This is a genomic window from Halopenitus sp. POP-27 (assembly GCF_029889855.1).
Taxonomy (GTDB): Archaea; Halobacteriota; Halobacteria; order Halobacteriales; family Haloferacaceae; genus Halopenitus; species Halopenitus malekzadehii.
The window spans coordinates 16,038-36,802 of the sequence record NZ_JARANU010000003.1 but is presented as its reverse complement, the minus strand read 5'-3'; the positions used below and the strand labels follow the sequence as shown (position 1 = coordinate 36,802).

The following is a 20,765-nucleotide window of genomic DNA, read 5'->3' as shown; positions in this document are numbered from 1 at the left end:
TCTTTCGCTTACTTCGATTGTCCTCCGATCATCTTGATCTGGACCCCAATAATGACATCATCTGATAGACCTCACGGACGCTTCCAAACCGTCCCTCGTCACATCCGCCGCGATCAGGACTTCGGCTGGCTCTCTACCGATGTAGTACGGTCACGCCTGACCGAAAAAATGAGGGAAGCAATAGCTCAGGGGAAGTACGCCTTGATCCCAGCAGTAACAGCCAGTGGGAAATCAACTAATGGAGCAACAACTCCTTGGTCTGACCTTGACGTGACAGGTGGCGAGCCAGTTATCCACTTACACAGTACTACTGCCGCCCGTAATGACGCGGTAGCAAAGAGTGAGGACGCTGGGGTTTCGTACCGTGTTCTCTATGGACGGGACGAAGTCTGCGAAACTGCGGCTGGCAAGCACGACGACGTTGTAGATACACCCGATGGGACACCAGCGAGCGAATGGATCGATCATCAATGCGGACAGGGAGCCGGATCGACGCTCAGTACTGTCCACGCTCGACTCGAAGAGTACAACGGAGGCGAGCTACCGTGCGCTTCGTGTGACGCGAAAACTCAGTACGACGGCATCCCACGAGACGATGACGGGAACCCCGCTGTTGATGTCATCCACGCGACTCATGCGTTCGCCTACGTCCCGAGTCTGATCGACGACGCGAACGTGATTATAGACGAACAGCCCGATTTCAGTAGCGAAGTCGGTAAGCAAGGCGAGTTCACACAACAGCGAATCCAGGAGATGGTCGCGGCCTGGCTGAAGCATATCGATGCGTACACGAAGACCTGGGAGCAATTCGTCGTGCAGGCCAGAAACGGTCTCGACCAGTTAGAGGACGAAGTCAAAACATATCACGACGTTGACCCGGAGTGGTTCATCCAGCAGGCGGAGGGCCACACACTTGCCCCTGCCATGACCAAGGCACTATACTATGCACTGTCGAGCTCCGCTGACGCTAATGGACGACACAGTGCCACAGTCACCCATGACCTGACGCGGTTCGGGGAGATCGATGTAGATGACTCCCGCTACAGTCGAACCCGCGTCACCGTCGTAATCGACCAGGACAACCGCATTCAGAAGGTGTGGAACGTCCCTGAAATCGGGAACGCCCGAAGCGTGATCTGTCTGGACGCTTGGCCGTCAATGCCCGAGTTCCACCAGAACGTCGGGGATGAACTGGACCAGGTCGAACTGATGTTCAACGGTGAGCGCGAGCGATGGCGACGGTTCGAACGCGGCTTGGAGGTTATCCAGATCGGTGAGGCCGCACGTCCAGCTGGATCAGAGTTCGCCGTCGAGAACTACTTCAGCCGCGAGCAGGTGCGCGTCGTGATCGAGTGGCTCCGGACAATCTTCGGCGAGGATTTCCGATCAGTAATCGCCCCGAGTCGAGTCGAAGAGAAAGTCCAGAAAATGATGGGTGATGTCGGAATCGAGGAACCCGAAGAGTGGACGATGCATCAAGGTGAGGAAAAGAGTCGTAACGAATTCAGCACAGAACTGGTTGGCTTCGTCACGAACTGCATCGACCCTGGCGACAACTATGTTCTGGATCTGCTTGCGGCGCGAGGACTTGATGCAACGCCTGAGATGCAAGAATGTATCGTCTGTAAAGGAGCCGGATGCGCGAATTGCGACGGCAGAGGTGGACAACGTGTTCCCGGTCGGGGATTCGAGGGGCCGGACGCAGACAAAGCCCAGGAGATCCTCGATGGTCTTCGCGCAAACCACACGAATCAGTGCGTTGGACGATGGGCACGAAAGCCAGGACAGGAGGATGTCCGCTCGCTTGTATTCGTCCGCACCGACACCGTTGATGACGTACTCGTAGACAAAACTGTCCCTGATCCATGGGTGTTTGGAGACAAACAGCGAGCGGCTATCGACTACCTCCGCGCCAACCCTAAGACGACACTCAAAGAGACGAAAGAAGCGGTCGAACTCCAATTCGACAACGGAGCGACCAAAGAGGGAGTCAGGAAGACGTTCGAGAAGCTCGTCGAGTATGGCGTAGCCGAACGAAGCGAAGGAACCGGAGCCTATGGAGCCGACGAGTATCGCCTCACGTCACCGGTTCCGGAACACGGACTCATCAAGCACCCAGAGCTGAATAGACGTGGATCACCAACCGACCCGTAATAGAGTTCTTGTTACGGGTGAGTTGGTGATTCTGCGCTCGGTAACTATCTGTGTCTGGGGATGCTTTCCAAGGGAGGACGACCGCCACCTGCTGTCGGAACATCTACTCGGGTAGCGGAGCCCATCCCTCCTCTGACGTGAAGCTGGTAGCTAACATCAGAACTTCTCGATGTGCCAAAATACAATCCACCAGTATTAATTTACACCCGTGTTACCAAGGGGCAATCATGGGGATAATACCGTCAAAGAAAGAAAGAGCAAAAAATAGAGGAGATCGAATATTGGGTGGCTGTCCGTTCTGTGATGGTGAGATTGGTTTTTATTATGATAGATTTGAATGTGTAGAGTGCGACGGAAAATTAGTTACCTCAAACAGTTTACCCACCGGTAACTGGGAATGTGTTTCAGGGCCAGATCAGTATATTGGCGAAACCAAGCACCGGGATGGATGGAGTAATCTCACGGTTAAGGAAGGTGACTCAGAAAGCACAGAGGCTACAAAAAATAGTACTGATAAGTCGTCTAGATCATCTATAGAATTAATTCAGGAACTGAAAGAGTTACATGATGACGGAATCATAACTGATGATGAGTTCAAAAAAAAGAAGCAGGATATATTAAACGAATTATAACATACATCCACTATATGAGCTGAATCAAAGTATCTATCGAGGCTAATCCACTTCTAATATAGTATTTGATTCCAGAAAATCGAAGAGAAAATATCTCGCTACACTGCTATCAAAACGTTTGCTGATTGACGACTGTAAAGATACCTTTACTTTGGATGCCGTCTCGACAGCACGGGTCGCTCTCGAATATACGATGTTTATTCGGTCTTATGTTCTGCGGTGACGAGACGAGGATGGTAGAAATTAAGTAGCTCATGTACCGCTTCAGCAACTTGGTCGATGTAGGCTTTTCTTCCCTCAGATGATTCCTCTTCGCGCCAGATCTCTGTCCAGACGGCATCCATAATCCGGCCTGGCTCGTATTCGAAACCGTCCAGTTCGTCGATAGATGACGACAGTACTGATCTGATACGCTCTTCTTCGGCCTCTGTGGCGTCACTGGAGATCTGTAGTCGGACAATCGCCTTGTTTCCGTCCTTGGAGCCGGGGAAATACACGCGATAAAACACGTTCTGCGGGTGATCCGGATGTCGTGAGTGAAGCTCGACATGAGTCGGATTCACCGTTGGTGGTTCAAGCGGAGGTAATCGGTCACTCACAGTAAGACGGTCACTGATTTCAGCAGTCAGGCCAGAGTGATCGGTTCCCGGTCGGCGTTCAATCGCGGACTCAAACACGTCGCGTATGAACGGTATACCGTCGTGATTGAGCTCCTCCAGTCTATCCAGTATTTCCTCGTATTGAATCACTGTTTGGAACTCTTTGCGTTCAGCTCGGCCGATGTACCGTGCGGGTGCGATCAATCCGACACGGAACTCGTCCCATGATCGATTCGCTACGTAGCTTTGGCCCCGTTCGTAGTAGCGTTCAGCCTGGCGTTCTTGTTTGGCGGCATCGATTTTGTTTTCGATGAGGAGAAGATATCGCTGACCGTCCTGAGTTTCGACGCCGAACACAATATCAGACTCCCCTTTAGTGTCCGTGACAGAGTGCTCGATACCGAGGAATTGATCCGGTTTATCCTCCGGTTCTAAGTGTTCGAAAAACCAGTTCCTAAACCCTGGAGAAGTCTGGAGAAGCTGGATGACGAATAAGTCCACATCCCGTTCGAGTACGTGTGTTATGGCCCGATCATCAGTAATGCTCATAGATTGATATCATACTCTTGCCTTATCGTAGTTTGGTACCAATAACGTCTGTCGATTATGACTGTACGAATACCGGCACCTTAGATTCCGTCTCGACAGCAGTTTTCGTCTCGCGTAGTTGAAACTATTTTCTGAAGACCATTTCTAAGGTATGCTACAACCAATATTCTCAGGTTCAGATATTTCTAATACCCTACAAGTCCTACTATCATACACGGGGAATTACCCTATCAGAGGCATCGCTACCGAGAATCGATTCCGGAGCAGGAACCGGTGCTTGGGGCACCGGACCTCTGCGGGCTCCCCTGGAGAAGGAAGCAATGTCAGATAGTGGCGACACTCGGTTAAAGACACCGAGAACGACGATAGCACAGGGCAAAAAGGACAGGATTCTCGAACAACACGCGGCTTCGGTCAACGGCCACGACTTGGCGAAATGCGAAGGCTGGGAAGGTCCACTGACTCCCGAGGAGCGACGTGACGGCGCGTCAGCGTGGTACACGTTCTGGGCCTGCGAGCGGTGCCAGCGTGAATCAGTCGAACCGCCTCACCGCTGGGAAACAATTCCGTGTAAGCAGGGTGAGCTCCAATGAGCGGGAATCTCCCTCCTGGAGTCTCGACTGCCGACATCGACCAGCACTTCGGGGGTCCGACTCATAAACACGAGTGGGAACCTGTCGAACGCGACTATCCGATTCTTGAGGATATGGCGGCGATGTTCCACGAGCGATGCGTGTGGGCCGAAGTCGCCAACTCCTACACCGACAGCCAACGCGATGAGGTCTATTACGAGTACGGTCGCGAGTGTGATGAGACGCGGTGGCGACGGTTCGATCTCGCCTACGTGACAGAGCTGACTGGAGATGAGTATCCAGAACTACGGTTAGATCGGGACGATATTGACCGACTCGAAGAACAGGATACAGAGCTGTTCGATACTATTGTTGAAGCCGTCATCCAGGCCGAGCAAGCGTTCCCGAACGAAACCGAAGTCGTTGAGATTGACCCTGAGCCTGAGCAGGGCCAAGTGGTCATTCGTCACAACGGCTACGAGTTCGGCTACGCGTCCAACGGAGGTGACGACTCGTGAAACTGCTTGCGGCCTCGGTAGATTGGATGGAAGATGTCGGAAACGACCCACGGTTACAGGTGGTCGTTGATGAGATCCCATCCCGCGATGAACTCCTGTTCGAGCACGAGGACAGAATCTACTGCGGCATCAAGGACGGTTTCGCATCCTACTACGCGTGGTCAGGTGACGGCAACGACGGCGGGTACTCAGGTCGGTGTTACAATATCACGATGCGAGATGGGAGAGAGGTCACACTCAAAGGCCCCTGGTCAAGTCGCGCTGGATGCGTGAACCAGCGGTCGTTCGGTCCAGTCGTTGATGTGCGGATTACGACGGACCCCTCTGTGTTGGAGCGTGGGCACACGTTCCGGTCTGGATCGTTGACTCTCGAAGCCGCCAAACAAGCGGTCGACCTCGTAGACGAACCGTGTCACTTGGAGCGACGGCTCAAGTATTCGAACGACGAGCCGGTCTGGGTCCCTGTCCGTGACAACGGAGGTGAGGCGTGATGGCGACGTGCCGAGAACTTGGTTGTCGCAGAGAGGCCACACATACGGTGGTCGTCAACGCGCCAGTTCGTGGCTATGCGGAGGACCCGGCATGTACGGAGCACGCGGAGAAGGCTCGGAGTCACGTCTACGTTCGGGAAGTCCAGCGTCGAGGAGGTGACGCCTGATGTCTTCGGAGTCGATTCAACCGGATGTCGAGCCCAGGACGATCAGGGCCGCCACCGAGTATATGACTGTGCTTGAGGAGGCTCAGTCGTTGTTCTCGATAAGCACTCAAAGTGGCTCGGAGTACACCGTTGATCTCCGAGAGCCAGCCTGTACCTGCCCGGACTTCCAACATCGAGAGGAAGTAACAGAGTGTAAACATATAAGAAGAGTTAGATTAGAATACGGACAAATAGATGTCGAGTCGCTTGAGGAGAAGCTCGAACACACCGCCAGCGAACTGGCAGACAGTGCCGAACAGCTTGAGAAACAAGCTGACGACCTCCATGCGGAAGCCTCGAACTTAGAGGACGCTATCGACCGGCTTCAGGAGGTGGCGGGACGATGAGTCAGGGGGTTGACCCCAACGGTTCGAGTGGAGAAGATACCCTTTCGAAATCCGATGAGACGGCGGAAACGGTCTATCGTGGACACCGTGACCTCAATGCTCCGGTTGGTCACCGGATAGAGGTGACTGTTGACGGCGATCCTATCGATTACCGCTACGATCTCCTGTCAGCCTCACCGAGTGGCTTCGAGTGGGGATACGGTGGAAGCGGGCCAGCACAGTTGGCTATCGCCACTCTCGCACACGCGTATGATAACGAGTTCGCCTGCGAGCACTACCAGCAGTTCAAGCAAGAGATCGTATCCGAACTCCCTGACAGCGGGTGGACGCTGACGAAGCAGGATCTCGATACGTGGCGACGGGAGGTGATCGACGATGCTTGAGCGACTCGTTCGATTCCTCCGGTGGAATATGAGGCTCTGGTATCCGGTCCTCCGATTGCTGGGTCGGATTACTGGCCAGGAGGATCGTGTCGAGACGTGGATCGAACTAACCGAGGAGAACCTACAGAACAGCCTCAATGCGTTGGAGGACGACAAATGAGTCGCCCTGACCCAGCGGCGGCACTCAACGGTGTTCAGACAGGGCATATCTGCGACCGGTGTAACCGTCGCATCCAGCATGCGGACAAGGCCGGGATGTATGTCACTTGGTATGACGAGAGTGGGTGGACACCTCGGCGGACGTGGTGTCTCGACTGCTGTCCCGAGTCAGTTGATCCCGCCACTAAGAAAGCCGACGAAGCCATCCTGCTCGGTGTGTTCTTCGCGCACAAACTTGTCAGAGTGACCGTCAGAGACAGGAGCCGTCCGGCCACACCGTAAGATATGGAACTCACGGATCGAGAGTATGAAGTCGTGACCAACGTCTACGGAGATGAGACGCCCCGCGACCTCCGCGAGATAGACACCGACCAATTGGTGGTAATACATGAGCGCGTGTCGAAGGCTGTACAAGCCTGCTATGAGGAGACGGACGTAGACAGAGACAGCCTTGGCATCCTTCTACCGCTAGAGGGAAAAATCGTTCAGGTGCTTCACAAGCGGATCTAAGCCGTATACCAGGGGGTGTGCCGCCCTCCAGCAAAAAGTTGGAAACTTTGCGGAAGCATAGATAGCAAGTGCCACATCAGGACGAAAACCGACCCCCTGCTGTCGCGACGGCCGAGAGCTCACGGAAGCCCGGATGCCAATCTGCCCCAGCACACGTCTCGATAGCAGAAGAGGGCGTCCGGATTTACCTCTGAACGCCGTTATCAGACCGTAAAAACAATTAATTCGAGCGAATCGGGCTTTCACTATTAGAATAATAATGGCGGTAACGCCGCACTCCTCGAAATAACTGTGTAGAGAATCCCTACGTGGGTATTAGTACTTTAGTTCCGGTGATCCTTGACCCGCCTGGTTAACGAGCCGAGTCAGATTATAATGTCCTTAGTAACCAAGTACAGGAAAAGTTTTATATGGCTAAGGGAGCATAGTACGACGTACATGGCGCGAAGTATCAAGGTGGCCGACGACCTGTACCAGGAACTCGGCCGCTTCGGCAATCGGGACGAATCGTGGAACGACGTGCTCGCTCGCGTACTCGCGCACGTAAATGAAAACGCGGCCCTCGAAGACCGTGACAACCGTGTGACGACGCACAATAGTCAGGCGGCGGAAGCAGAAGACTCGGCACTGAGTCATTTGCCCGATGGCACCGTGGTCCGTCACCGCTACCAGCGAGGTGATTACAGCGGTGAGATGGTCGAGGCGACGGTTCAGGGCGGACGCCTCTCTGTCGAGGGCGACACCCAGGAAACGCGAAGTCCCACCGGAGCCGCGAGGGTGGCCGACAAACAGCTTCGCGAGGATGACGCGCGTGGTGAGGGATACAACGGCTGGACATGGTGGGAGTACGAAACTGAGGATGGCGACTGGGAACCGATCAACGAACTTACGGAGGGATAACGATGGGAGAGATGCCCTGGTACCTGAACCCGAAGCTTGGACAGCTTGAGAACGGCACAACGCTCCGCCACGTCTACAAACAGGGCGAATACAGCGGTGACGAGGTGACCGCTCATGTGCAAGGTGAGCGAATCAACGTCCCCGGTGACGCTGGACCAGAGGATTTTGAGGACTCGACGCGAACGCCCTCCGGTGCCGCCCGGGAGGCTGACCGGTTACACAGAGGTACGGACGCGCGTGATGATCCCTATGGGTACAGCGGCTGGGACTGGTGGGAGTACCAGAACGAGGATGGGGAATGGGTCCCGATTAGTGAACTTCCGGAGTGGACGCGACCGTAGCGTCAGGTGCTCGTGGTCACTCCCTGTTGTCTTCTGACGATCAGTCAAGCCATCGAGAGAGATCGGCGAGTTCTCTGCCGATGACTTCCGAACTCAAGAACCTCAGTTGCTCTCGTAAGGCGGGGATCTTGTCCCGGTTCACGCCCCAGTTGGCATGGAACCAGACGCGATAGCACTCCAGCTGGACGCCGTCTTGGATGCCACGAAACGCTCGGATGTCGTGGTCGAGTTCCCGTGATCTCGAGCCACAGTGCTCCCTTAGCGTCTGAAACACCTTCTCGTGGAAACACAGGACTTGATACGTCTCTTGGTCGAGGAGGTCCAGTTGTCGGAGGAGGTTCTCGACATCGTCCGGAGTCGGGTCAACGTTACCTGAATCCGCATCCACGACACGCTCAACCAGATCCGTCATGTAGGCTCCTTCGAGATCAGCGTCCTCGACGAGATCGCGGAATTGGTCGTTACGATGTTTCGGTTCTGTCGAGTGGAAGTTCTGATAGTCGGACGGTAACTGCGTTGAGGGGTTCAACGAGAGCAACACAACCGACGGTCGCAATTGGTTCTGGTTGCGCTTGATGAACTCGTAGAGCTGGGCTGGATTCTCTTCGATACAGCCATCGGCCGGGAAGTCCGAACTCCAGAGTGCCCAACTCGATGTAGGGTACTCATCTTTCAGCGTCTCCAGTGTGCTGACATCCATTATGAGCGTCTACCGAGGCCAGATTGTTGAACGTATCTCTGGCCGTGCGCGAAGGCTTCTGGGCGGGACAAGATTATGACGAACGCAACCCTACTGTCGGGGTCAGTCAAACACCTCAAGAGACTCTTCGTACGCTTCATCGATGAGAGTGATTATCTGACGGTTCTCGATGACCAGATCGTGAAATCCATCGTCTAACGCCGCGACATATGCTTCGAAGAAATCATCATACTCTCGTACCGGGATGTTGTATGTCGCTGTAAGTGGACTGCTACGAGTACCAGGAACAGTCACTGATGATGGCATCTCGTCGTTGCTATTTTCGACTTTGGTGATGAACTTTTGTCTGAACCTGTCATTAAACTCGTCACTATTTCCTATGCCATTGATTAGTCTAATCTGTAGCAAATTGTCTTTGATGGCCTTTTCTCTGTTCTTTTTCAAGCGATGACAGAACAATATCCAAATATCATCCCTATTTTGATCTGGGGTATAGATATTTGATAGGTCATCCTTGTGGCGGAACCACCCTTCTTTGTAGAAGGACGCCCAGTCTGAATCACTATGTGTAAAGATCCATGTCTCGTCCGCAGTAGCTGGCTGAGTGAGTTCAACCGCTATATCGGTATCTCGTAGAGAGGGGATCTCGATTAGCTCAGCACTATCCATAGTCTTAGCCAGTTGACTTCCCCAGTTGTTGGCGAACCAATCCCACCGGTCTTCATATGCTTCCTGTGCTTCAGTTATTGCATCGTAGTACTCGAAGTACAGTTCTGCTTTCTCTTGCTGATTTTCCTGATAGTCAGTCATTGTTACTTCATTTTGGATTGTTCCGATGAACTGCTCAAGTTGTGCCGTCGTTCGAGAGGGGTATCCGCCGTGACCCTCATTCAGAAACGTTTGAATCTGCTCGGCTATCCATCCCCACGAGACATGGACAAACTCCTCGGCTTCCGGAGGTGAAGCGTCCTTCGGCGCAAGGTACACATAGTAATGACCGCTGTCGGGTACGTCTTTTTTTGCCAGATTGATGCTCTCGAAGGACTCAGCATCTGCGTAATCTCGCGTCTGATCTACATCCTCAGGGGCATTAATTTTCAGCTCCCAGCAAATGAACCATTCTTCAGAAGCCCACACGACAGCGTCTGGCCGTCGGCCGTTCGGAATCGTAACCTCTTGCTTGACCTGAACATCAGCGAGATCCAGCCCGGAGAAGGTGAAATCCAAGTCGTCTCGATCCGAGAGTGCCGACAGGGTGTGCTCCAAGAACGCGTGATCCAGCCCGTGTGGTTCGTCCTGAGACAGGTAGTGAAAGAGAAGCTGTTGCCACTCTTCTTCCTGCTGGTTGTTCCGAATGATTTGGAGTATCGTTGACGGCGGTTCCGTAGCCTCCGGAAGCCGATCAAGATCGCTTTTGAGTCCGGCTAATTGATCCGCGAGACTGTCTGTCACACTAGACGATATACAAGCCCTACAAATCAGCTTTGTCGTTAAAACGTTGATTCGTGCCGAATTAGCCAAGGGTTCTTGCTCTGAGGCTTCTGAGCAGAGTAAAACCAAGATCAGCGGCGAACCTGCTGTCGGAACGTCGGCCCGGTCGCGGCTTACATCTCACCCTGAGCACAGCTAACCGGCAGTCGTAAACGAGGATGACAGGAGATCGCCAACTCACGCATTAGTAGATCTTGTTACGGCTCGGTTGGTGATTTCGAGCTACGATGATCAGCACTCGTTCCGACAGCATGCGCCGATTCGGCTGACCCTCACGATTTTGTTGTCGCCTCTTGACAGTCGAGATATGTCGTTTAGTGTATCTTGGCACACGTTCTCCAGAGAACTCATCTGTTGTCTAACGGAGGGTGAGATACACGAATGACTGTCTCTGTGGAAGTACCGCCCCGATACGCTCGGCTTGCAGATAAGATAGCGAAGGAACGGAATCAGTCGTTCGAGGAAAACAACGGCTGGGATAATAAATCGGATACCTGGGGAGTTGATCCAAATGACCGACATACAGTTGGGGCGATGGGTGAGATTGCGTTCGCTATCTATGCGGATCTACAGATCGACACTGAAGTCGTAGCGTGGTCAGACGGAGGCGTTGATTTTGAGGCGTCTATCGAAGGGGTTGAGCGGACGATTGACGTGAAGACCAGCCAGAAAGAGCCGTACGCGTTACCGGTGAAAGAGTATCGGGTTAATGCGGATTACTATGTTCTTGGGAATCTGGAGGGTAGGACGGTCACGTTCTTGGGAACGGCTACGAAAGAGATGGTCCTCGATGGAGAGCGAGAGCAGTCGCAGTTTGGTCACTATAATTATCTGGTGTCCGTTTCCTCGCTGAATCCGATGCCGGATAGCGAATCGATTGTGGGCCTGTAGTGGTTCGGTGGGGTGTTATCTGGAGCGTACTCCTGTGACTCCCGAGAGTGTACCATCGTTTATTTATAGGATCGTGTAGTTATTTCGGGATGAGAAGGTTCGATCTCAGTCGAGAATAGGCAATAGTGGCCGTGAATCGGCCGAAAATAGCCGATCTCGAAAAAGTCCTTGGTAAGGACGAGACCCCGGGTTCAAATCCCGGCCTAGGCTTGATACGATTCCTGCAACTTCCCTCGTTAATGGGGAAGGCTACCTGAATACTCTAGTCTCGACCATCTAAGTACGGTCTGCGGTGAGGAAACAGTCGAGAAGCCAGTTACCGATCGCAGGTACAGACGCCGCCTTCGCGAATCTGATTGGTGACGTGGCGGTGAATTTCATCGGCCAACCGGTGCATCGTCTCGGCTTGTCGCTCCGTTGGATGACGGCCGCCATAGTAGCTATCCGTCCGGTTCTCACCGTACATATCTTTGAGTTCCCGCGTCAGATCCCTCGTGAAGAGGCCGAACCGTGCCGCCCGATCGTAACAGCGGTCGTGTGAATCGGTCTGGAAATCATACAATTGGTCGCCCCCCTCTACGATGGCGAACGCCTCCAACGACCGCTCGATGATTCCGAAACAGAGCTCGATAACTGCGGTATGGTACCCACCATCCGAAATTTCCTCAACAACGGCAAGGAGACGACATCCCTTGGTGAGTTGGGTCTTCCAGTCGGCGTCCGTGTCGATCGCCGGTTCCCGAGCGGGGATCCCGTGGCCTGCCTCGTTGAACGCGTCGACGGCCGCATCAACTGCCTCGCTGACCGCGTTCGGGTCACTCATCCGAACCACCGTGGAGGATCATACTGCGGACGGTATCGAACTCGTCCGTTCGGTAGACAGCGATGCCATCGCTGAGAATCTCTCGGAGGTCGTCCGCGTAGTTCGGAATCGCTTGCAGGCCTTCGACATCGATCTCGAAGGCGTAGCGATTCCCATCGAACGTCTCCTCCTCGAGGGATTGTCGGACGTGGTTTGCCTGTCGCTGATTGCTCATTCGGTCGTCACGTACCAACACCCAGAGATCGACGTCGCTACGGCGGTCTGCCTCCCCGCGAGCGACGCTTCCGTAGAGAACGATAGCGAGGACATCGGTAAGTTCGTCGAGTAACAGTTCCGTCGCCTTCTGCACCGGCGTATGGAACTCTGACTGGGGGATCCCGAGATACGGGTCATCCGGGACGGTGAGCCGATCACGATCGATCTGGACGAGCCGACGTGATCCATCGCGTTCTTCGACGACGAGATCGTTGGCCGAGAGCACGTCGACCGTCTTGGTGATCGTCGGCCGCGTGTATCCGGTTGCGTCAGCGATGTCCGTTATCGAGAACAGCCCATCGTGATTCCGCGTTAAAAAAAGAAGAACGTCGCTCGTCGCATCGCCACTGAGTAAACGGTCGTCTTGGAGGGGTAAATCGATCGATATCCGAATCCTACCAGATAAAACACCGTTCGGATCTGTTTTCATCGTAAAGTTATCCTTTGTGTTACCACTTCAACTTTATTATGAAATTGGGTTTGTATTGATATAGGTTGATGGACCCCGACAGCTCGAGCCTTGAATACACTTCTTACCTCGTATCTCCCGCGATAGTAGCAAGAACGAGCGGCAGAACAGCAAACCGGGTCCGCGAAGCCGTTCCGAGTAGCGGTGGCTCATCGAGGTATACTCGATAGTACCCACCGGAAAGTGAAAGATGATGATACGCTGCTCAAGAGTCGTCTCTCTCGCTCGGGAGGCATCCCGAACGGTGGCGACTGCTGGAATCGGTCGTCAGCGATCGAACCATCAATCGTGCGGGTGGAACCGCTCCATCGCGCGTCTGACCGCGTCGGTGTCGCCGATGAAGGTGACGTGGTCACCGTACTCCAGAACGGTGTCCGCCGACGGGACGTGATTCTCGCCGTCACGGCTGACGACCGCGACGAAGGTGCCGTCGGGGATCTGCGCGTTGAGGTCGCGGATCGTCTTTCCGGCGAGGTTTTCCGCGGTCACCTCCACCTCCTGGACGTCGTGGCTATCGCCCAGCTCGTTCATCCAGTGGGTGATCGCCGGCCGTTCGATCTCGTCGTCGATGGCCACCGCCGTCGCCGTCGGCGAGTCGATCCCCGTCACACCGATGCTCTCGAAGGCGTCGACGTTGTCCGGCTCATTCACTTGCGAGTACACCGATTCCACGCCGAACTTCGTGATCGCGAGCTGGCACGCGAGCAGGTTGACGTCGTCGTCGCGAGTCACCGTGATCACGCGCTTGGCGCCCTCGATTCCCGCGCCCCGCAGCGTCTCCGTGTCGCTGCCGTCGCCCTCGTAGACGGTGAACCCCTCCGATCGGGCCTGCTCGATCTCGTCATCGTCGGTCTCGATGATGATGACGTACTCGCCCCGCTGCTCCAGTCGTGTGGCAAGCGCCCGGCCGACCCGACCGCCGCCGATGATTATCGTGCGCATTGGTGACACTCCGAGGACGTCGCCGATCTGTCGCGCCAGCCCGGCCTCGATCGCGACCGTGGTAAAGATGACGGCGAACACCGTCCCGACCAGGAGATCGCCCGCCGCCACGTTTCCCGCGAGCTCCAGTTCGATCGCGAACAGCGTGGCCACGCTCGCCGGGATGATCCCGCGCGGTCCCACGCCGGCGATGAACAGCCGCTCGGGCCACGTGAACCGCTCGACGCCGACCGTGGCGATCAGCGCCCCGAGCGGTCGGAGCACGAGCATGATCACGAGGACGAGTCCGACCGCACCGAGGCCGAGCTGCAGTATCGCCTCGACGTCGATCAGCGCGGCCAGCGAGATGAACACGAACGAGAGAACGACGAGCGTCGTGTTCTCCGTGAACCGCTCGATCTCCGCCCTGTTGTTGATGTCGAGGTTTCCAAGCAGGATCCCGCTCGTTGCGGCCGCCGCGATGCCCGCTTCGGCGGCGACGGCCTCGGCGGCCGCGAACGCACCAACTGCCGCCGCCAACACGAGGAACTGCGACGCCTGCACGTCACGTTTGGGGACCAGATCGCTGTTCAGCAGGAAGTATATCACCATCGCCGCGAGCATCCCCGCGAGCACGCCGACGCCGAGTCGCTCGACGAACGAGACGACGGTCGCCGGAACGCCGAGGTCGTCGAGCAGCAGCGTTTCGAAGACCACCACGGCGACGATCGCGGCCGTCACGTCGTTCACGATCCCCTCGGTCTCCAGTGCGGTCGCCACGTGGTCCCTGACGCGGACGACGTTGAGGATCGGCGTGATCACGGTCGGCCCCGTCGCCACGAGCAGTGCCCCGATGAGCAGTGCGATCTCCCAGTTTGTCCCCTCGAGGAACCGGACCGCGGCCGCCGTCCCGAGGAACATAACGAGGGCGCTGACCGTCACCAGCCGGAGCGACACCGTGGATGCGCCCCGGATCCGCTCGATCTGCAGGGCGAACGCGCCCTCGAAGACGATGATCGCAACGCTGAGTCCCACGATGATCTCGAGCCCGTCCCCGAACGTCTCGAGAGTCACGAGTCCCAACACCTCGGGTCCAAGCACGACGCCGATGAGCAGGTAGAAGATGACGCTCGGCACCTGCAGGTGATGAGCGACCAGCTGAACGACGAGCCCCGACACGAGAATCACCGCGATGACTGGCAACAGACTGGACACGTCTACGAGTTGTACGTCCGTCACCCTTCTTAGTAGTACTCTTCCACGTCGTCACTACGGGCGGAGTGGATCTCTGACCGGTCGGTGGTCAGTCACCCGCGGTGCCTGACGACCGAGACCGGAACGATGGGGGCATCCATCGATGGCGCCTACAGGAACTCCCGAACCTCCGAGTACCACATATCGTGGTGCTCGACCGCGTCGATCCGGTCGGCGATCTCGACGGCGAGGGCGTGCCAACAGCGCTGGGCGGGGTCGTCCTCGTCGAGGTTGTACGTCGCGTCCGCACAGGTGCAGCCGCCGTCCTCGATCACGTACTCGTCCTCGTGGCCGACGACGACGGTGAAATCCCGGTAGCGTTTGACTCGTCCCTCGGCGACGGCCTCGATCGCACGCGTACCGCGATCGCCGTGGGCGTCGACGATCGCGGCGGTCACGGGACCGGTGAGCTCGCCGGCCGCCGCGAGCGCCGCGTGCCAATCGTCGGCCGAGTCCATACCCCCGCGTTCAGGAGGCACCGGCAAAACGGCGTCGGTGTCCGGGGGAACTCGCGGCGGCGACGAAGCGATCACGCCCGGAACGCCCGGTTTTTACCGGCCGTCGCCGAACGGGCGGTATGGAACGCGAGGAGGGCGGGATCGTGATCGAGGTCCCGGAGTCACGCGACGGCGCGAGCGAGGGCACCGGCGACGACGTCTTCTTCAACCCGACCCAGGAGCTGAACCGGGACGTGACCGTCGCAGTCCTGCGCGCCTATCGCGACCGGGAGCCCCGGGCGGCGTCGTACCTGGACGCGATGGCGGCCTCGGGGATCCGCGGCGTCCGTGCCGCCGCTGAGGGATACGACGTCACTTGCACCGATACCGACGCCGACGCCGTCGCGCTGGCCCGGGAGAACCTCGAGCGCAACGACCTCGACGGGGTGGTTCACCAGCAGGGGTGTAACGCCGCGATGCACGAGGGGCTCTTCGACGTGGTCGACCTGGACCCGTACGGGACGCCGATCCCCTTCGCGGACGCCGCGTTCGCCAACGCCCGCAACCTGGTGTGCGTCACCGCGACCGATACGGCGCCGCTGTGTGGCGCCCACCAGCGGTCGGGGATCCGCAAGTACGGGGCGGTCCCGCAGAACACCGAGTACCATCCGGAGATGGGGCTCCGGACGCTGCTGTCCGCGCTCGTCCGGACGGCGGCGCGGTACGACGTCGCGGCGACCCCGATCTGCTCGCACGTCTCCCGGCACTACGTGCGGACCTATCTCGAACTCGACGGCGGCGCGCAGGCGGCCGACGAGCTGATCGATGAGCTCGGGTTCGTCCATCACTGCGAGGACTGTCTCTTCAGGGATCACGAATACGGGCTGATCCCGTCGGCCGATCGCCCGGATCGATGTCCACGGTGTGACTCGAACCGGCTGCTCGTCGCCGGGCCGATCTGGCTCGGGGCAGTCGCCGAACCCGACTTCGTCCGATCGGTCAGGGAGGCGATCGACGACGGGATGGGCGAAGCAGCGCGGGCACGGCGGCTCCTCGACCGCGTCGCGACGGAACTCGACACGCCGACCCACTACGACCAACACCGGCTCTACAAGCAGTGGGGCGAGCCCGCGATCGGGATGGACGAGTTCATCGACCACCTTCGGACGGCCGGCCACGAGGCGACACGGGCCCACTACCACGGCACGGCGTTCAAGACGCCGGCGACGATCCCGGAGATCCGTGCGGCGGTTCTCGAGGAGTGAGCGTTCGGACCCACTGGTTTTTGTAAGCCACCGCCGAATCCGTCTGCGTGTACGCCACGGTGTCACCACATATCGAGACCGCACGGCGGATCGTCGCCGCCGTTCGTGACCGCGACGTCACGTTTCTGGCGGCCAGCGTCGCGTACTACGCGTTCATCTCGCTCGTTCCCGCCCTGCTCTTGTTGATCGCGGTCGCGAGCGCAGTCCTCGGGGACGCGGTCGCGTCGATCGTCGTGACCGAAAGCCGGTCGTTTCTCACGCCGGCCGGCCAGGAGGCCGTCGCGAGTGCGATCGCGTCCGCGGAGGGGCGAACGGGAGCGACCTTCCTCGGCGCGGTCGTGTTGGGATGGTCGACGCTGAAGGTGTTCCGTGGGCTCGACACCGCGTTTCAGACCGCCTACGGTGTGTCGGAGCCCTCGACGTTGGTCGGCGAGATCTCGGACGCCGCGGTCGTCGCCGTCGGGATCGGAACGGGGATCGTGTCGATGGTCGTCCTCGGAACGCTGATCGCGGGCAGCGAACTCCTCCCCGCGATCGCGGACGTTCCCGGGATCGGGATTGCCGGCTTGCTCGTGTTGCCCCTGGTGCTCGTGGTGGTCTTCTTCCCGATGTACTACGTGCTCCCGAACCGCCCGGTTTCGGTCCGGGAGGCGATCCCCGGAACCGCCCTCGCCGCGGTGGGCTGGACGGTCCTGCAGGCGGGGTTTCAGGTGTATGCCGCGAACGCCGGTCAGTACCAGGTGTACGGCGTTCTCGGTGGCATCCTCCTGCTCGTGACGTGGCTCTATCTCGCCGCGATCGTGGTTATCACCGGCGCGGTGGTGAACGCGGTGATCGCGGACGTGACGGTGATCGAGGACCGGCAACTCCAAGGGGACCCCGGTCGACCGACCGATATGGGCGACCGCGAGGACACCGAGGCGCGCGCCACGAGCGACGACGAGACCCCCCGGGGGGCACCCGACGTCGCCGAACTCGAGGCCGAGGTTCGTCGGCTTCGAGCCGACCTCGACGAGTTCGAGGACGACGTCGAACGACGCACCGTTGACAGGCCCCGGCTCGAAACCGAACTGAAGACGTACGTTCGCAAGCGGATGCGTCGCGGACACGCACGAGGGTGGGGACCGTACCTCGTGTTGCTGTACGGCACCGTCCTGACGCTGGGTGCCTTCCGATACCTCGATGGCGGCTACGCGATCGCCGCGATGCTGATCCTCGGCCTCTCGACGCTCGGGCTGTACACCCTGTTCGTCCTCGTCGGGGTCGGGCTCAACGCGCTCGAGGCACCGGGGAAGGCGGTCGAGTACGTCCGGAACCGCGGCGACGACTGATGACCGCGATGGGTCGCGGGATCGGCGAGTCCACGATCGTCGAGGCGCTGCCCGACGCCGTGGTCGTGGCTGGCGCCGCCGTGACCACGCTCGGCGACACCGCATTCGTCTTCGTCCTCCTGCTTGCCGCCTACTGGGTCCTCCCCGAACGAGTCGCGACCGAACCACGGCGGACGGCCGCGACGGTGATCGCGATCGTCACCGGCACGCTCGCCGTGCTCACGCTGTTGAAGGTCGGCTTCGGGCTCCCGCGACCGCCGGCCGCCGCGACCCCGGCCGTCGCGCCCGACTGGCTGCCGACGCTTTTCGAACCGTGGTTCGCGGAGACGACCGCCGACGATGGGTTCGGGTTCCCGAGCGGCCACGCGACCGGCGGCGCGGCGACGTATCTCGGGCTCGCCGTCGCGCTGGACCGGCTCGGGACCGCCCGTCGCCGGATCGCGGCGGGAGCGATCGTGGCGGCGGCGGTGGCGATCTCACGCGTCGTGATCGAGGTACACTACGTGGTCGACATCGTCGCCGGCGCGGCCCTCGGAACGGGACTCCTCGTCGGGGGAGTCGTGCTCGCGCGCGGGCGGAACGACGGAGCGAATCGGAGCGCTGCAGTTGCCGGTTGGCTCACGGCGGTCCTTTATGGATCGGCGAGCGGCCGACGGACGCTCGACCCGACGCGACCGTTCATCGCCGCAGCCGTCGCCGCCCTCCTCGGGGTCGCGGTCGCGATCCGGGCCGGCGACCCCGGAAGCGTCGTCGACGCGAGCGCGGCCGTCGGGACCGCGCTCGGCGGCGCGGCTGGGTGGCGTCTCTGTGACGGGTCGGAGCCCCCGGTGTGGGCGCCGGTCGGGCTGGCCGCGGCCGCGGTCGCCGGGCCGCTGTGGATCCTCTCGCTGGCGGGCGCCGTCCCGCCGATCGTGGGCGCCTGCCTCGCGTTCGTGGCGGCGGCGATCATCCTCTCGGCGCCGCGACTCTCAGCCCGCGTGGATCACCGACGCGGGGCGTCCTCGTCGTACAGCGATTCGCCGTAGGTCTCGGCGAGGTCGTCGGCGAACTCCAGCTTGTCGGTCGCCTTCCGGAAGACGCCGAGCAGCGTGTGAACCTCCCGGTCGGTCGGATGGGCGCGACCGAGGAGACGACGAAACAGCGTCTCGCACCTGTCGCGACGGTACTCGCGGTGGTCAGCGTGCTCGAGGAATCGCTCGAAGTAGTCGTGCAGCCGCTCGACGTCGGCTTCCGTGGCGCGCTCGAGTTCGACGTCGGGGAGTTGGTACTCGTCGACGGTCAGCTCACGGAGCTCGTACAGCAGAACGGTCGCGGCCTGGCCGAGGTTGAGGACCGGGTAGTCCCCGTCGGCCGGGATCGAACACACCTCGTCGAGCCGCCGGAGCTCGTCGTTGTCGAGCCCGGTTCCCTCGCGACCGAACACGAGCGCGGTCCGCGTCTCGACGGTGCGCAACGACTCCCGCAGTTCGACTGGCGTCGAGTAGGGGAACCGGACGTGGCGGCGAGCGTCCTCGCCGGTGATCGCCGTGCAGCCGACGGTGTGGTAGGTCTCGACGACCTCCTCGAAGGTGACCGTCTCGGCATTCGGGAGGACGTCCTCCCGGGCGTGCCCGGCGAAGCCGTAGGCCTCGCCGTCGGGCTCGAGCTCGGGCGGGTCGACGAGCTTGAGATCCGTGAGTCCGAAGTTCTTCATCGCCCGAGCGATCGTCCCGATGTTTCCCGGCGTCTCCGGCTCGACGACGACCACGACGGGCTTTGTCGATCGGGGACCCGACCGGGTGTCCGGTTCGAGGTCGGTGTCGGGGTCCGTGTCGGAGTCGACATCTGGATCGGAGCCGTGGTCAGAGCCGGAAGCGGGATCGACAGTGGGATCGTCGTCGGTCATCGATCCCCACTCGGATACTCGGTCGAGAGGTCGACGGCGGCGTCGTCGAGATCATCCGGCGAGAGACGGTCCTCTGCGGTGTCGTCGTCCGTCCCGTCGGAGTCGTCCGGCGCGTCGGAGTCGTCCGGCGCGTACGACCGGATGTCGATCCGGCGGCCCTCGAAGCCGGCCTCGACCCGCTCTTGGACCTCCTGTTGGCCCGGGGGATCGGGAAGCGCCTCCGGATCGGAATCGACGTGTTCGAGCCCGCCGTATCCCTCCGGTGCGCGGTTGTCGGCCGCGTACCACTCGTGGAATCGGTCGGCGAACGTCTCCTCGCCTTTGTGTTCGCTGCCGCCGTCCTCACGGAACCAGTAGAGAAAGTCCGCTTCGTGGTCGTCACACAGCAGGAGCTCCCCCATCGGTTCGCCGTAGACGATCGTCGCCTGATTGGCGCGGTACAGCTCCTCCTCGCCGTACTCGAGGTAGCAGGCGTCACACGGCTCCTCGACGAGTTTCATCAGGCGGACCAGTCGTTCACTCGACTCCTCGGGGATCTCGTCGAGGGGCCTGAACTCGCCGTCGTCGTCGAAGATCTCGGACTCCTCGAAGCGCCATCCGCGGAGCCCGACGCTCACCTTGCCCATATCCATTCGTCGGCGGCGCGGGAGTATAAGCGCGTTCTTCCCAGGGTGGGCCGTGG

Annotated in this window: 23 protein-coding genes; 14 read left to right on the top strand and 9 right to left on the bottom strand. The window is 59.1% G+C overall.

The genetic code is table 11. The features are described 5' to 3' along the window. Nucleotides 1-168: 168 nt before the first annotated feature. Together OQF70_RS02890 and OQF70_RS02885 are read left to right on the top strand one after the other, a co-directional pair. Nucleotides 169-2,154, top strand: a complete 1,986-nt coding sequence (locus OQF70_RS02890; RefSeq protein WP_280535732.1) for a hypothetical protein — start codon at nt 169-171, stop codon at nt 2,152-2,154. Between the two features lie 227 nt (nt 2,155-2,381). Beyond that, on the top strand, nt 2,382-2,786 hold the full coding sequence (locus OQF70_RS02885; RefSeq protein ID WP_280535731.1) for an SHOCT domain-containing protein: 405 nt from the start codon (nt 2,382-2,384) through the stop codon (nt 2,784-2,786). 197 nt (nt 2,787-2,983) lie between these two features. Here the strand turns inward: OQF70_RS02885 and OQF70_RS02880 are convergent, their stop codons facing one another. Further along, complete coding sequence (locus OQF70_RS02880) at nt 2,984-3,934, bottom strand: PD-(D/E)XK nuclease family protein (RefSeq protein WP_280535730.1); 951 nt, start codon at nt 3,932-3,934, stop codon at nt 2,984-2,986. Nucleotides 3,935-4,523: 589 nt separating this feature from the next. Between OQF70_RS02880 and OQF70_RS02875 the strand changes: the two genes are divergently transcribed. The 8 genes from OQF70_RS02875 (at nt 4,524) to OQF70_RS02840 (ending at nt 8,361) form a co-directional block, all read left to right on the top strand. Further along, nucleotides 4,524-5,024 (top strand): hypothetical protein, encoded by a 501-nt coding sequence (locus OQF70_RS02875; RefSeq protein ID WP_280535729.1) that lies wholly within the window; start codon nt 4,524-4,526, stop codon nt 5,022-5,024. Next, entirely contained in the window at nt 5,021-5,515 is a 495-nt protein-coding gene (locus OQF70_RS02870; protein WP_280535728.1) for a hypothetical protein, read from the top strand. Before OQF70_RS02875 ends, OQF70_RS02870 begins: the two co-directional genes overlap by 4 nt. A 166-nt stretch (nt 5,516-5,681) precedes the next feature. Beyond that, a complete protein-coding gene (locus OQF70_RS02865) occupies nt 5,682-6,068 on the top strand; it encodes a hypothetical protein (RefSeq protein ID WP_280535727.1) in 387 nt (128 codons plus the stop codon). Continuing rightward, entirely contained in the window at nt 6,065-6,451 is a 387-nt protein-coding gene (locus tag OQF70_RS02860) for a DUF6166 domain-containing protein (protein WP_280535726.1), read from the top strand. Before OQF70_RS02865 ends, OQF70_RS02860 begins: the two co-directional genes overlap by 4 nt. Further along, entirely contained in the window at nt 6,444-6,611 is a 168-nt protein-coding gene (locus OQF70_RS02855; RefSeq protein WP_280535725.1) for a hypothetical protein, read from the top strand. Before OQF70_RS02860 ends, OQF70_RS02855 begins: the two co-directional genes overlap by 8 nt. A gap of 284 nt (nt 6,612-6,895) precedes the next feature. Then, nucleotides 6,896-7,120, top strand: a complete 225-nt coding sequence (locus OQF70_RS02850) for a hypothetical protein (protein ID WP_280535724.1) — start codon at nt 6,896-6,898, stop codon at nt 7,118-7,120. A 438-nt stretch (nt 7,121-7,558) separates the two neighbouring features. Further along, nucleotides 7,559-8,020 (top strand): hypothetical protein, encoded by a 462-nt coding sequence (locus OQF70_RS02845; protein WP_280535723.1) that lies wholly within the window; start codon nt 7,559-7,561, stop codon nt 8,018-8,020. A 2-nt stretch (nt 8,021-8,022) separates the two neighbouring features. Then, nucleotides 8,023-8,361 (top strand): hypothetical protein, encoded by a 339-nt coding sequence (locus tag OQF70_RS02840; RefSeq protein WP_280535722.1) that lies wholly within the window; start codon nt 8,023-8,025, stop codon nt 8,359-8,361. A gap of 40 nt (nt 8,362-8,401) precedes the next feature. Here OQF70_RS02840 and OQF70_RS02835 read toward each other — a convergent pair whose 3' ends face one another. Both OQF70_RS02835 and OQF70_RS02830 read right to left on the bottom strand, forming a co-directional pair. Further along, nucleotides 8,402-9,061, bottom strand: a complete 660-nt coding sequence (locus OQF70_RS02835; RefSeq protein WP_280535721.1) for a hypothetical protein — start codon at nt 9,059-9,061, stop codon at nt 8,402-8,404. Between the two features lie 102 nt (nt 9,062-9,163). Beyond that, complete coding sequence (locus OQF70_RS02830) at nt 9,164-10,513, bottom strand: PD-(D/E)XK nuclease family protein (protein WP_280535720.1); 1,350 nt, start codon at nt 10,511-10,513, stop codon at nt 9,164-9,166. 420 nt (nt 10,514-10,933) lie between these two features. Between OQF70_RS02830 and OQF70_RS02825 the strand changes: the two genes are divergently transcribed. Beyond that, nucleotides 10,934-11,443: a hypothetical protein gene (locus tag OQF70_RS02825; protein ID WP_280535719.1), complete on the top strand. Its 510-nt coding sequence runs from the start codon at nt 10,934-10,936 to the stop codon at nt 11,441-11,443. 316 nt (nt 11,444-11,759) lie between these two features. Here OQF70_RS02825 and OQF70_RS02820 read toward each other — a convergent pair whose 3' ends face one another. From OQF70_RS02820 to OQF70_RS02805, 4 genes are all read right to left on the bottom strand, one after another. Next, nucleotides 11,760-12,266 carry a DNA-binding protein gene (locus OQF70_RS02820; protein ID WP_280535718.1) on the bottom strand — a complete coding sequence of 169 codons (507 nt, stop codon included), beginning with the start codon at nt 12,264-12,266 and terminating at the stop codon, nt 11,760-11,762. Continuing rightward, nucleotides 12,259-12,951, bottom strand: a complete 693-nt coding sequence (locus OQF70_RS02815; RefSeq protein WP_280535716.1) for a MarR family transcriptional regulator — start codon at nt 12,949-12,951, stop codon at nt 12,259-12,261. The genes OQF70_RS02820 and OQF70_RS02815 overlap by 8 nt, the downstream gene beginning before the upstream one ends. Nucleotides 12,952-13,272: 321 nt before the next feature. Then, nucleotides 13,273-15,114, bottom strand: a complete 1,842-nt coding sequence (locus OQF70_RS02810) for a cation:proton antiporter (protein ID WP_280535889.1) — start codon at nt 15,112-15,114, stop codon at nt 13,273-13,275. Between the two features lie 161 nt (nt 15,115-15,275). Then, nucleotides 15,276-15,623, bottom strand: a complete 348-nt coding sequence (locus OQF70_RS02805) for a hypothetical protein (RefSeq protein ID WP_280535715.1) — start codon at nt 15,621-15,623, stop codon at nt 15,276-15,278. A 119-nt stretch (nt 15,624-15,742) separates the two neighbouring features. Between OQF70_RS02805 and OQF70_RS02800 the strand changes: the two genes are divergently transcribed. The 3 genes from OQF70_RS02800 to OQF70_RS02790 are packed head-to-tail and all read left to right on the top strand — an operon-like array spanning nt 15,743 to nt 19,223. After that, nucleotides 15,743-16,867 (top strand): tRNA (guanine(26)-N(2))-dimethyltransferase, encoded by a 1,125-nt coding sequence (locus OQF70_RS02800; protein WP_280535714.1) that lies wholly within the window; start codon nt 15,743-15,745, stop codon nt 16,865-16,867. A 59-nt stretch (nt 16,868-16,926) separates the two neighbouring features. Further along, nucleotides 16,927-18,198 carry a YihY/virulence factor BrkB family protein gene (locus OQF70_RS02795; RefSeq protein WP_280535713.1) on the top strand — a complete coding sequence of 424 codons (1,272 nt, stop codon included), beginning with the start codon at nt 16,927-16,929 and terminating at the stop codon, nt 18,196-18,198. Beyond that, nucleotides 18,198-19,223 (top strand): phosphatase PAP2 family protein, encoded by a 1,026-nt coding sequence (locus tag OQF70_RS02790; protein WP_280535712.1) that lies wholly within the window; start codon nt 18,198-18,200, stop codon nt 19,221-19,223. The genes OQF70_RS02795 and OQF70_RS02790 overlap by 1 nt, the downstream gene beginning before the upstream one ends. Here the strand turns inward: OQF70_RS02790 and OQF70_RS02785 are convergent. Together OQF70_RS02785 and OQF70_RS02780 are read right to left on the bottom strand one after the other, a co-directional pair. Next, entirely contained in the window at nt 19,181-20,083 is a 903-nt protein-coding gene (locus OQF70_RS02785) for an RNA methyltransferase (RefSeq protein WP_280535711.1), read from the bottom strand. The two genes, OQF70_RS02790 and OQF70_RS02785, sit on opposite strands and share 43 nt — an antisense overlap. Continuing rightward, nucleotides 20,080-20,709 (bottom strand): hypothetical protein, encoded by a 630-nt coding sequence (locus OQF70_RS02780; RefSeq protein WP_280535710.1) that lies wholly within the window; start codon nt 20,707-20,709, stop codon nt 20,080-20,082. The genes OQF70_RS02785 and OQF70_RS02780 overlap by 4 nt, the downstream gene beginning before the upstream one ends. Between the last annotated feature and the right edge of the window lie 56 nt (nt 20,710-20,765).